We start from the raw sequence: 12,471 nt of genomic DNA, 5'->3' as shown, positions 1-12,471 counted from the left end.
AAGGAAATGTTCAAGCAAGCCAATCCCGTCAAAACTGCCTGGGGGTCACTGCGCAAAGGCTTTGTCGCTGTCGCCTTCTTCAGCCTGTTCCTGAACCTGCTTATGCTGGCCGGGCCGCTGTACATGCTTCAGGTCTATGACCGCGTTCTGACAAGCCAGAATGCCGACACGCTGATCGCACTCTCCGTGCTGCTGGCGGGTGTATTCGTCGTGATTGCGTGCCTTGATCTGATGCGGATGCGCATCTTAGGGCGTTTGGCGGCCCGTTTTGAATTAAGCGTTGGCGCACCGGTTCTGAACGCAGCCATGCGTCGTCGGGTTCAGGGCGAAACCTCTAGCGGGGAAAACCTGGTCGAAGACGTCAACGGGTTTCGTGAGTTTATTTCGGGCACCACCTTAACGGCCTTTTTCGATGCTCCGTGGATCCCAATCTACTTACTGGTCCTGTACGTCTTGCATCCGCTTCTGGGCCTGTTGGGTCTGGCCGGAGCAGTTACCCTGACCATCATGGCGCTGATCAACAACGCCCGCGCGCGCGGCCCGATGGAACAAGCTTCGCAGGCCCGAGGTCGTTCGGACGCGCTGTTCGACACAAGCGACCGGAACGCAGAACTGGTTCATGCGTTGGGAATGAAAGGTGATTTGGTTCGTCGCTGGACTGCTTTGCAATCGGACGCACACCGTTACAAAACACGCGCAGCAGATCGTGTGGCAAGCTTTTCGGTGGTGTCCAAGACCGTTCGGATGGGCCTGCAATCGGCCATCTTGGGTTTAGGTGCCGCGTTGGCTATTTCGGGCGAGTCGACCGCAGGTGTCATGATCGCCGCAACTATTGTTCTGGCCCGAGCGCTGTCGCCCATTGACCAACTGATCGGCCAATGGCGCACCTTCCTGGCTGCGCGCGGGTCGTATTCCAAGCTTAAGCAGTTGACCGAAGTTTACGCGGATGCGCCGCCGAACCTGAACCTGCCCCGAGCCTTCAAGACCCTGGACGTCAAGATCGCACAGGCTGGCCCGCCGCGCGCTATCAATGCCAACATCCGCAGTATCGATTTCGACCTTAAAGCCGGGGACGTTCTGGCCATTATCGGCCACAGCGGATCTGGCAAAACCACCCTGGGTAAAATGCTTGCCGGGATCTGGTTTCCTCAACGCGGAGAGGTCTTGCTGGATGGCAGCCCGTTGTCGAAATGGAACGGCGAGGATTTGGGCAAACAGATCGGTTACTTGCCGCAGGACGTTGAGCTGTTCGACGGGACCATCCGTGAAAACATCGGGCGTTTTTCCACCGCGATAGACGATGCCGAAGTGCTGCGCGCGGCGCGCGAGGCGGGGGTCCACGAGATGATCAGCAGCTTGCCGGAAGGTTATGAAACACGCATCGGTCAAGGGTTTTTCCTGTCAGGCGGGCAACGTCAGCGTCTTGCTCTGGCTCGCGCCTTATACGGTGATCCGTTTGTTCTTGTATTAGATGAGCCCAACTCGGACCTTGATGCCGATGGTGAGCAGGCTCTGCGCGATGCGCTGTTGGCGGCTCAAGCGCGTGGTGCCATCGCGATCGTCATGACCCACCGTCCGGCAACACTGCAGGCGGCAAACAAGGTCATGGTGCTGCGCAATGGGAACCAGACCCAGTTCGGCGAAAAAGACGATGTCATGAAGGTCAACCGCCGCAACGTTTTAAACACCCCGACGCAATCGGGCGCGGTCAAGCCGGTTGCCCACCCATCAAGTGAAACTCAGATCAGCGGAGCAGCCCAATGACCGACCTGGTGAAGTATTCCAAATCCAACACCGCCGTGTCCTTTCACGAGGCACAGCTGAAAGAGATCAATGAAACCTCGGCGGGCATCGGGCGCTATGTTCTTTTCGGCCTGTTCACTCTGGCGGTTTTCGTCGGCGGCAGCGCCTATTGGGCGGTCGTGTCCAAGCTGGATGGCGCTGTGGTTGCCCCTGCCTCATTCGTGGTCGAAGGCGATCGCAAAACGGTCGAGCATCTGGACGGCGGCATCATCCGCTCGATCCTTGTGGCAGACGGAGAATTCGTGCAGCAAGGCCAACCTTTGGTTCAGTTAGACAGCACCGAGATCGACGTTGAACTGAGCGTGCAAGGCAGCCAGTTGGGTGAGCTGTCTGTTCGCCGCGCGCGCTTGCTGGCACAAATGAGCGGGCAGGAGCAATTCGACGAAGCCACTGCGATGTCAGCTTATCGGGACGGCATGGACCGCTTGCACTGGGTCTCGCCTTATCTGACACAAAAACAATTATTCGACGCCGAAGCGCGCGCAAGGCGGACCGAGGCGCAGATCAATGCTCAGCGTATCTCGGCGCTGCGTAACCAGATATCAGGGCTTGAGGAACAGCGTCGCAGTACAAAAAATCAGATCGACATTACCAATGTCGAGTTGGCGAACCTTCAAAAGCTATTGGACAAGGGGTTGGTCGCGGTCACGCGCGTCAGCGCACGCCAGATCGAGCTTGAGCGTCTAAACGGCGCAGATGCATCGTTGCGGACCCAGATCGCGCAGGCCAAAGACCAAATGCAGGAACTGGAATTGTCCCTGCTGAGTCAAAAGAAGCTGCGTGATGAGGTCATCGCCGGAGAGCTGGCCGTGGTTGAGGCGCAGCTTGATCTGGTTCGGCCTCAGTTCGCGGGAACGCTGGCGCGGTTGCAACGTACTCAAGTTCTCGCCCCAACCAGTGGTCGGGTCGTAAACCTTGCGGTGTCCACCAATGGCGGCGTCATCCGTCCGGGTGAACCCATCATGGACATCGTTCCGGCGGATCAGAACCTGATCGTAGAAGCGCGGATCAAAACGGGTGATATCGACAAGCTCTATATCGGTCAAACCACCCGTATCCGCCTGTCCGCCTTTGCCCAAGCCGATGTGCCGGAGGCCAGTGGCGAGATCTTTGATATCTCGGCTGACGCACTGGAGGACGACCGCACCGGCGAGGCGTACTACAAGGCGCGCGTCAAACTCGACGCCCGGCAGCCCATCGCTGTAACGGCGCTGGACCTCGTGCCGGGAATGCCCGCCGATCTGTTTGTGAACACAGGCGAGCGAGCAGTGTTCACCTATCTGGCTCAACCTATCAGTGACCGTCTTGCGAAGACATTTATCGAGTAAGCCAGATCGCCCGCGCCTAATTTTTGGGCGCGGGCAACTCAATTGACCGGAATTTCGACAGAATGGATTTACATCGCACAAAGCGGGATTTTACCGTTTCAGGGGATGATACAACGAATTGACTTAGGCCCGAGATGAAACGCCCGCTGCCTATACTGGTGTTTTCTGATTTGGATGGGACGTTACTGGACCACAAAACCTATAGTTGGTCTGCCGCCAAGCCGGGATTGAAACGCCTTGCTGAGATAGGCGCTGGTGTGGTTCTTGCCAGCAGTAAAACAGCGCAGGAAATCATGCCCCTACGGGACTCTATGGGACAGGCAGACATGCCTGCGATTGTGGAAAACGGCGCTGGAATACTTTGGCCGGACAATCCCGATGAGGGTAAAGACGACTATCCACGCTTGCGCGCCTTGCTGAAAAAGCTGCCTCAGGGATTTGTCGGCTTCGGCGACATGACGATCGATGAGGTTGCGCAGAAAACCGGGTTGAGCTCCCGACAAGCAAACTTGGCGCGGCAACGAAAGTTTAGCGAGCCAGGAGTTTGGACCGGTTCTGATGTAGACCTCGCAGAATTTCTGGAGGCGGCTCGCGCTCATGGGCTTTACGCTCGAAAAGGCGGGCGGTTTCTGACCATTTCCTTTGGTCAGACCAAAGCGGATGCGATGCGTGAAGTAGTGCGGCATTTGCATCCTGTCCGCACGATTGCGCTGGGTGATGCACCCAATGATATCGAGATGATACAGGCCGCAGATCAGGGTGTCGTGGTCGCCAACCCGCACGGCCCCAATATACCACCTTTCCCGGCACCGGTAGAAGCGCGGGTTCTCAGAACACAACAGAGTGGACCGCAAGGGTGGTCGGATGCGATCCTGACCCTGACGGCGGACCTTCGATAAGAACGGGGCATTTCATATGGCAGATTTCCATCAGAACGGAAACATCACGACGCTGCATAATTTGCGCAGCCGACCGGCCGGGCATCTGACGCATGAAATCTCGGTTTTTGCCGAGACCCGAAAAATCACGCTCATTCTGCCTTGCCTTTATTCCGAACTGGAAGGCCCCGCACTGACCGGAATTCTAAATGAGCTGGCACAGGTGCCTTACCTCCACCGGATCATCATCGGACTGGATCAGGCGGATGAGGATCAATATCGCCGTGCCCGAACCTTCTTTGCCGATCTGCCGCAAAACCATGCGGTCATCTGGAATGACAGCCCCCGCCTGACCGCGTTGGAATCCCATCTGCGTGAGATGGGTCTGGCCCCGCAAGAGCCGGGCAAAGGCAAAAACGTTTGGTCCTGCATCGGTTATCTTCTGGCCTGCGCCGACAGTTCGGTGATGGCGATCCATGATTGTGATATCGTCACCTATAATCGCGAGATGTTGGACCGGCTGGTCTATCCGGTGGTCAACCCGACTTTTCCCTTTCAGATGGCCAAGGGGTTCTATCCCCGCGTCGGCAACGGCAAGCTGAACGGCCGCGTCACGCGCCTGTTGGTCAGCCCGCTGCTGATCGCGCTGAAAAAGGTCATTGGCGACCGGGATTACCTCGATTACCTGCGCAGTTTCCGTTATCCACTGTCGGGCGAATTCGCCATCCGCACCCCTACCCTGCCCGACCTGCGTATCCCGTCGGATTGGGGGCTTGAGATCGGCGTATTGTCCGAGGCGTGGCGCAATCTGGCCCCGAAATCCGTTTGTCAGGTCGAGATTGCCGACAACTACGACCACAAACATCAGGACTTATCACCCGAGGACGCAAATCGGGGGTTGTCGCGTATGTCCACGGATATCTGCAAGGCGATCTTTCGCAAATTGGCCGCCGACGGCACGGTGTTCACGCCGAACACCTTCCGCACTCTCAAGGCGACCTATTACCGCTCGGCGCTGGATCTGCTAGAGGGGTATTATACCGATGCTAAGATGAACGGGCTGGAACTGGACCGCCACAAGGAAGAGAAATCCATCGAGCTGTTCGCCGAAAACATCATTCGTGCCGGGCAAATATTTCTGGACAACCCGCATGAAACGCCGTTCATCCCCACGTGGAACCGAGTGCATTCGGCCGACCCCGAGTTTCTGCTTCGCCTGAAAGCCGCCGTTTCCAATGATCTGGACGAATTCAGCCCGCGTTCGTGATCCAACGACACTGATATGGGGCCAGCACGATGTCGGGACCGTTGGTGGTAAGGATTTCGCCCGTCAATGCGTCGGTCCAGACCTCTTCGGCGATCATGTTGATCTCGGCGGGGCTGACATGGACCTGCTCGGCCGAGACATTGTGCAGCGCAAATATCGACTGGCTGCGATCCAGACTCTGCCGCCATATGCCAAAGACGCGATCATCCAGCCGCAGAGTAAACTGCGTGGCGTTGGGGTGAAACGCCGGTTGCTGCGACCGCAGGCGCAGACGTTTGGACAGCTCCGACAACACCAGCGCCTGATTTGACCCCGGATCGGCCAGACGTGCCAACAAATCGGGATAGTGCCAGCGATGCCGGTTGATCGCCCGGTTCATGCCGCGCCTTTCCACTGCCTCGTGATCATTGGGTGTGGCCAGCAGGGAATGGATGTAAAAGGCCGGTATGCCCTCCAAAGACATCACGATGGTCTGCGAGCAGATGAAACGCGCCAGATGGTACTGATCGGGGCCGTGAAATGTCTCGGTCATGGCTTCAAAATAACCGCAGTTCAGCTCGTAGGGTTCTTCCTGCCCGTCCGGCAGTGCGCGCATCGAGACCAGACCTCCGATCCTGCGGACCGTGTCGATCATTCGGTCTTTTTCGTCGGGCGGCAGCAATCCCTCGGCAGGGCGCATCCCGATACCGTCGTGAGAGGCAGTGAAGTTCAGATACGCGCAACCCAATTGCGCCGGGGGCATGGCGGCCTGCCATTCGCGCAGAAATTGCGCTGTGCCTGATTGCAGCGCGTGCAGGATCAACGGCGGCAGAGGGAAGTTGTAAACCGCATGCGCCTCGTTCCGGTTGCCAAAATAACTGAGGTTCTCGGTCCGGGGTACATTGGTTTCCGTCAACAGAACCAGCGTTTCGGTCGCGTAGTCGCACAGTAGCCGCAGCAGTTGTACGATGGCATGGGTTTGCGGCAGGTGAATACAGTTCGTCCCAATTTCCTTCCAAACAAAAGCAACCGCATCAAGGCGCAGAATACGAACGCCTTTGTCGATGTGCAGTCGTATGATCCGCAGCATTTCGATCAGAACTGCGGGATTCGAGAAATCCAGGTCGACCTGATCGTGGGAAAATGTGCACCAGACGTATTTCTCACCTGTGCTGGTCTCGACTTGCCGCAGCAAGGGCGTGGTGCGCGGCCTGACAACCTGTGACAGGTCGTCTTCGGGAGAGGCTTCAAAGAAAAACCGATCGTGTGGCGCTTTGCCCTGCAAGTAGTTTGTGAACCAGCTGCCCTGACTGGACACATGGTTCAGGACCAGATCGGACATCAGATGAAAATCAGTGGCTATGCGCGTGATATCGGGCCAATCCCCAAGCTGAGTACTGACGCTGTAGTAGTCTGAGACTGCAAAACCGTCATCGGAGGTGAATGGAAAAAACGGCAGGATATGCACACCGTTGACCACCCCACTTAGGTGTCGCACTAAAAAGTCGTGCAGCAGGTCAAGGGGCTTGTGGACCTGATCTTCGATCGAGTTGCCATAGGTGATCAAGACGCTGTCTTTTTCCGACCACAACTTGTTCCCCGGCTTGCGACCTTGTCTGCGTCTGTGCGTTTGCGACGGCCAAAATGCGTGTGTGATCTGCTCGGCGAGTGCGACCTGATCGTGATCCGGATAAATCCGGTCGAGCAACTCGCCCAACCGGCGCGAAAAACTGTTAGAGTCACTGGTCAATGGTCGAATACCCTTAGCTTGCTGTGATCAAGGGTTCTTCAGAACGCGCAACCTGTCAAATCTAAGGACGGCGCTGTGCAGGATGTTGAAACGAGTGCTTAAATTTTGGTCAGTTCAGGTTGTGCCCGGTCGTCATGCACCGTACCGCGCCATGAACATGTCGACTGCTTGCGAAGCTATTTCATCAATTTCGTCTTGTGAGAAGCTTGTCTGAATACCAAAGGCCGACAATGTCCAAATCCGTACCTTGCACAATTCCGAGAATTGTTCAGCAGCAAGTTGAACATCGTCAATAAGCAGTTCCCCTTTGGTTACCGCTTTTTGCAGATATTCGGCGATGTGGCCCGTGCCGTGTTTTGGTCCGGCCTCGTAGAATGCTTCGCCCAGTTCTGGGAACCTGTCGCGTTCGGCCACGCAAATGCGAAAAACCTGCTGCGCAAAATCTGAGACCAAGAAGGCCGTCAGTTGTTTGGCCGCGATCATCATGACCTCGCGCGCTGGTAGTGAGTCGTCGACCAGGGACACCACATGCTCGGCCATACGTGTGCATTCGGTTTGGGCAACTTCCATGAACAAAAGGCGTTTGTCGGGGAAGTAACTATAAAGTGTTGCCTTCGAGACGCCGGCAACACGGGCGATGTCATCAACGCTTGCACCTTCGAAACCATCGGCCATGAAGACTTCTCGCGCGCCTTTCAGAACCTGATCGAATTTGCGACCTGTGCGCAGAATGGCTGCGGTTTCAGACATGCTCTCTCCCAACAGTATATATAGGAGTTTATAAACCGGTCAGTTCAGATACAACGATTCGCACCAAAGCAATTCTGAACGCGCAATCAAATATTGTAATTTCGCCAGTCAGGCTGTCGAATATCGGACCTTGCGATGGAGCTTGCCGCGCAATCAATCTGTGCTAACACTTCCGGCATGGTCGATATCTTTCTGCGCACGCTTCCTTTCTTTGCGATCATCGGCCTTGGATATTGGGCGGGTCGTACCCGGTTCTTCACCGAGGAAGCGACGGCTTATCTGACTAAATTCGTGTTCTATTTTGCACTGTCGGCCATGTTGTTCCGCTTTGCTGCAACGTTGCCCTTTGCCGAAATATTCAACCCCAGGCTTGTTGTCGGGTATCTTGCGGGAACAGTAGTGGTTTATCTGCTGGCAACGCTTGTCGCCTGGTTCCGAGGGCTGGACGTGCCGACCGCAGCGGTCGAAGCACAGTGCGCAGCCATCGGCAATGTCGGTTTCCTCGGTTTGCCTATGCTGGCCCTTCTTTTCACAGAAGCCGCCATTGGCCCCGTGATGCTGGTTTTGACGGTTGATCTGGTGGTGTTTTCGTCATTGATCGTGATCCTAATCAATGGGGGCAGAGACGGACGGCTCACCCCAGCCACTTTCAAACTGATTGGGTTGGGTCTGGTGAAAAACCCGATGATCGTCTCGATTTCGGCGGGGATGCTTTGGTCCGCGTTTCAGATGCCTGTTCCCGCGCCGCTTAATGATTTTCTCACGATCCTTGGGGGGGCTGCTACGCCCGGCGCTCTGTTCGCTATCGGAGCCTCGCTGGCCAGCAAGTCGGCTGAGCGGGTGCATGTGGCCGGTTGGCTGAGTTTCTGCAAACTTGTCATCCATCCGGCATGTGTGGCCATTGCTTTGCTTTGGATCTTTCCCATCGCGCCCTTCCCCGCTGCTGTCGCGATTGCGGCGGCCGCGCTGCCGGTCGCTGGGAACGTCTATATGCTTGCGGCGCATTACAACGTTGCGCCACATCGGGCGTCGGCCGCGATCTTGCTGTCAACTGCAGCCAGTATCCTGACTGTACCATTGGTGATCGCTTGGGTCGGAACGCCCTGATCTTCACCTTTTTTAAAAATGCCAGCAGTATTGACCACCGCACTTTACGAGCCGTGTTGGGAACGTTAGCCATGGCGCAACCCTAACGTAAGGACAAAAGCCAGATGGAAACCGTTTCGGAAAACACCTGCTTCGGAGGCGTTCAGGGCGTCTACCGCCATGCCTCAACTGCCTGCCAATGTGACATGACCTTTGGCCTGTTTCTGCCGGCCGAGGCCAAGGACGGCCCCGTCCCGGTCCTCTGGTATCTTTCGGGCCTGACCTGCACCCATGAAAACGCGATGACCAAAGCGGGCGCGCAGGCGTGGGCGGCGGAACAGGGCATCGCGGTGGTGTTCCCCGATACCTCGCCCCGTGGTGAAGGCGTGGCTGATCACGAGGACTACGATCTGGGTCAAGGTGCGGGCTTTTACGTGAACGCGACCCAGACCCCCTGGGCACCACATTTCAACATGTGGGATTACGTGGCCGAGGAGCTGCCCGCCCTGCTGGCCGAAAACTTTGCCATCGACATGGACCGTCAGGCCATCACCGGCCATTCCATGGGCGGCCACGGCGCGCTGACGCTGGCGATGAACCTGCCGGGGCGGTATCGCTCGGTCTCGGCCTTTGCACCGATTTCGAACCCGACGGGGGCCGATTGGGGCCGCAAGCAACTGAGCGCCTATCTGGGTGAGGATGAGGCCGCATGGGCCAAGCATGACGCCTCGCTTATGATGAAGGAAAAGGGTTTTGACGGACCCGTCCTGATTGACACCGGCGCCAGCGATCAGTTCATCGACCTGTTGCGCCCCGAGGCGCTGGCGCAGGCGATTGCAGAGCGTCGCCAACAGGCAACCTATCGCCTGCAGCCGGGTTATGACCATTCGTATTTCTTTGTGTCGACCTTCATGGAAGACCACATCACCTTTCACGCCGAGGCGCTGTACGGGGACTAACGCATGAGCGATTACGATTACGACCTGATCATCATCGGGTCTGGCCCTTCAGGGCGGGCTGCTGCGATTCAGGCAGGCAAGCTGCAACGCCGGGTGCTGGTGATCGACCGCAAGGATAGGCTGGGCGGAGTGTCGGTACATACCGGCACCATCCCATCCAAGACCCTGCGCGAAACGGTGCTGAACCTGTCAGGCTGGCGCGAGCGCAGTTTCTACGGTCGATCGTACCGGGTGAAGGACCAGATCCGGGCCGAAGACCTCAAGGCGCGGTTGCACATGACGTTGGACCATGAGGTTGACGTGCTGGAGCATCAGTTCAACCGCAACCATGTGGAAACGCTGAACGGTCTGGCCAAATTCATCGGCCCGCATGAAGTTGAGGTTGCCACTGACGCGGGCGAGACCTCTCGCCTGACTGCCGCCAAATTCCTGATCGCCACCGGCACCAAGACCTACCGGCCCGATTACGTGCCTTTCAACGGCAAAGCCGTGGTCGACGGCGATGATTTCCTTGAGATGGCCGAAATTCCCCGGTCGCTCTGCGTGATCGGCGCGGGCGTGATCGGGGTGGAATATGCCACCATGTTCTCGGCGCTGGATGTGCGGGTCACGCTGATCGAACCGCGCGAGACATTTCTGGACTTTATCGACAGCCGGTTGATCCATGATTTCACTCACCAAATCCGCGAAAATGGCGTGGATTTACGGCTGGGTTCGGCGGTCGAAAAGATCGAGGATGCAGGCGGTCATGTCGAGGTCACGCTGGACAACGGACGCCACGTGCGGGCCGAGATGCTGTTGTTCGCCGCCGGTCGCATGGGCGCGACCTCGGCCCTGAATCTGTCGGCTGTGGGGCTGGAGACCGACCACCGCAACCGGATCAACGTGGATCGCAAGACCTATCAAACTGCCGTGCCGCATATCTATGCCACAGGAGATGTGATTGGGCACCCCTCGCTGGCGTCAACGTCTTTGCAGCAAGGACGCGTCGCCGCGTGCCACGCGTTGGAGACCCCGACCCTGCCGGAAAGCCCGTGGTATCCTTATGGCATCTATTCGGTGCCCGAGATTTCCACTTGCGGCATGTCCGAGGAAGAATTGCAGGAACGCGGCATCCCATATGAGGTCGGCGTGGCGCGGTTCCGTGAAACCTCGCGCGGGCATATCATGGGGCTGGAACACGGGATGCTAAAGATGCTGTTCTCGCTGAAAACCCGCCGTGTTCTTGGGGTGCAGATCGTTGGCGAAGGCGCTACCGAGTTGATCCACATTGCGCAGGCCGTGCTGAACCTGAAGGGCACCGTGGACTATTTCGTGCAGAACACGTTCAACTATCCGACACTGGCCGAAGCCTACAAGATCGCCGGGCTGGACGCGTTCAACCGGATGCCGATCCCCGAGGAATTCAAGGTCAAGAAAAAGCCCGCCGCGAAACAGGCGAAGAAAGCGTGACGACGCTCTATATCGACGGCGACGCCTGCCCCGTAAAAGCCGAGGCCGAGCGGGTCGCCACCCGCCACAAAGTGCCGATGGCTCTGGTGTCGAATGGCGGGCTGCGGCCCTCGGCCAACCCTTTGGTGCAGGTCGTGATCGTCTCTGAGGGCGCGGATGAGGCGGATAAATGGATCGCCGACCGCTGTGGCGGAGGCGATGTGGTGGTGACGTCCGACATCCCCCTGGCGGCCAAATGCGTCGAGGCAGGCGCGCGGGTGCTGCGCCCCAATGGCGAGGCGTTCACGGCGGCCAATATCGGCCAACAACTGGCTATGCGCGATTTGATGGCCGATCTGCGCGCCGCCAACCCGTTAGGCGCGAGCGGCGGTGGCAAACCGTTCAGCAAGGCTGACCGATCGCGGTTTCTGGATGCGCTGGAGCGGGAACTGAGGGCGGCGCTGCGGGCGTAACCCTCCCGCCGGTCGTCTGCGCATCAAAGATGCGCGTCCTCCCGTTGGGCCGGGCAGCGCGTGCCGCGCTGCGGTTTCGCCTTGTAAATTGCGCTGGGGCTTGGTTCAGTCGGCGCAATCACAGATTGATTTGACAGGGGCGCAGCATGCCGATTGAAGCCGTGGTTTTCGACATTGGAAACGTTCTGATCGAGTGGCAACCCGAGCGATATTACGACAAGACCATCGGCGAGGATCGCCGCCGCGCCATGTTTGCCGAGGTCGATCTGCACGGCATGAACGATCTGGTCGATCAGGGGCAACATTTCACCGACACGATCTATGACTGGGCCGAGAAATACCCCGAATGGCGCGATGAGATCCGCATGTGGCATGACAAATGGATCGAGCTGGCCGCGCCTGAAATTCCGCACTCGGTCCGGCTGCAGCGAGCGTTGCGGGCCAAGGGTGTTCCGGTCTTTGCGCTGACCAATTTCGGGGTGCAGAATTTCGACTTTGCCACAACGGTTTATCCGTTTCTGAACGAATTTGACCGGCACTATGTCTCGGGGCGGATGAAAGCGGTCAAACCTCATGCGCCGATCTATGAAATGGTCGAGGATGATTGCGGGTTGTCGCCTGCATCGCTTCTGTTTGCGGATGACCGGCTGGAAAACATCGAAATGGCCCGCGCGCGCGGCTGGCAGACGCATCATTTCGACGGGCCGCAGGGCTGGGCCGACCGGCTTGTGACTGAGGGGTTGCTGACGCCGGGCGAGGCACAATAG

At 57.8% G+C, this 12,471-nt stretch carries 11 protein-coding genes; 9 read left to right on the top strand and 2 right to left on the bottom strand.

The window, feature by feature from the left end; all coding sequences use genetic code 11:
* Window positions 1-6 precede the first annotated feature (6 nt).
* From J7380_RS12925 to J7380_RS12910, 4 genes are all read left to right on the top strand, one after another.
* On the top strand, window positions 7-1,764 hold the full coding sequence (locus J7380_RS12925; RefSeq protein ID WP_209196197.1) for a type I secretion system permease/ATPase: 1,758 nt from the start codon (window positions 7-9) through the stop codon (window positions 1,762-1,764).
* Window positions 1,761-3,131, top strand: coding sequence for an HlyD family type I secretion periplasmic adaptor subunit (locus J7380_RS12920; RefSeq protein ID WP_209196196.1), 1,371 nt, complete (start codon window positions 1,761-1,763; stop codon window positions 3,129-3,131). Before J7380_RS12925 ends, J7380_RS12920 begins: the two co-directional genes overlap by 4 nt.
* Window positions 3,132-3,265: 134 nt before the next feature.
* Window positions 3,266-4,030, top strand: a complete 765-nt coding sequence (locus J7380_RS12915) for an HAD-IIB family hydrolase (RefSeq protein WP_209196195.1) — start codon at window positions 3,266-3,268, stop codon at window positions 4,028-4,030.
* Window positions 4,031-4,046: 16 nt separating this feature from the next.
* Window positions 4,047-5,276 carry a glycosyl transferase gene (locus J7380_RS12910; RefSeq protein WP_209196194.1) on the top strand — a complete coding sequence of 410 codons (1,230 nt, stop codon included), beginning with the start codon at window positions 4,047-4,049 and terminating at the stop codon, window positions 5,274-5,276.
* On the opposite strand, the gene J7380_RS12905 is transcribed toward J7380_RS12910, so the two are convergent.
* Both J7380_RS12905 and J7380_RS12900 read right to left on the bottom strand, forming a co-directional pair.
* The gene (locus J7380_RS12905; RefSeq protein WP_209196193.1) at window positions 5,260-7,005 is read right to left on the bottom strand and encodes a sugar phosphorylase; all 1,746 of its coding nucleotides are present in this window, start codon (window positions 7,003-7,005) and stop codon (window positions 5,260-5,262) included. The two genes, J7380_RS12910 and J7380_RS12905, sit on opposite strands and share 17 nt — an antisense overlap.
* Window positions 7,006-7,137: 132 nt before the next feature.
* Window positions 7,138-7,755, bottom strand: a complete 618-nt coding sequence (locus J7380_RS12900) for a TetR/AcrR family transcriptional regulator (RefSeq protein ID WP_209196192.1) — start codon at window positions 7,753-7,755, stop codon at window positions 7,138-7,140.
* Between the two features lie 177 nt (window positions 7,756-7,932).
* On the opposite strand from J7380_RS12900, the gene J7380_RS12895 reads away from it, so the two are divergent.
* The 5 genes from J7380_RS12895 (at window position 7,933) to J7380_RS12875 (ending at window position 12,471) form a co-directional block, all read left to right on the top strand.
* A complete protein-coding gene (locus J7380_RS12895) occupies window positions 7,933-8,862 on the top strand; it encodes an AEC family transporter (RefSeq protein ID WP_170356533.1) in 930 nt (309 codons plus the stop codon).
* 104 nt (window positions 8,863-8,966) lie between these two features.
* Complete coding sequence (fghA, locus tag J7380_RS12890) at window positions 8,967-9,800, top strand: S-formylglutathione hydrolase (protein WP_170755760.1); 834 nt, start codon at window positions 8,967-8,969, stop codon at window positions 9,798-9,800.
* A gap of 3 nt (window positions 9,801-9,803) precedes the next feature.
* On the top strand, window positions 9,804-11,252 hold the full coding sequence (sthA, locus tag J7380_RS12885) for a Si-specific NAD(P)(+) transhydrogenase (RefSeq protein ID WP_209196191.1): 1,449 nt from the start codon (window positions 9,804-9,806) through the stop codon (window positions 11,250-11,252).
* Window positions 11,249-11,704, top strand: coding sequence for a YaiI/YqxD family protein (locus J7380_RS12880; protein ID WP_209196190.1), 456 nt, complete (start codon window positions 11,249-11,251; stop codon window positions 11,702-11,704). The genes sthA and J7380_RS12880 overlap by 4 nt, the downstream gene beginning before the upstream one ends.
* A gap of 146 nt (window positions 11,705-11,850) precedes the next feature.
* Window positions 11,851-12,471 carry an HAD family phosphatase gene (locus J7380_RS12875; protein WP_209196189.1) on the top strand — a complete coding sequence of 207 codons (621 nt, stop codon included), beginning with the start codon at window positions 11,851-11,853 and terminating at the stop codon, window positions 12,469-12,471.

Source organism: Ruegeria sp. R8_1, assembly GCF_017743815.1.
Lineage (GTDB): Bacteria > Pseudomonadota > Alphaproteobacteria > Rhodobacterales > Rhodobacteraceae > Ruegeria > Ruegeria lacuscaerulensis_A.
This window is presented reverse-complemented; position numbering and strand designations above follow the sequence as displayed.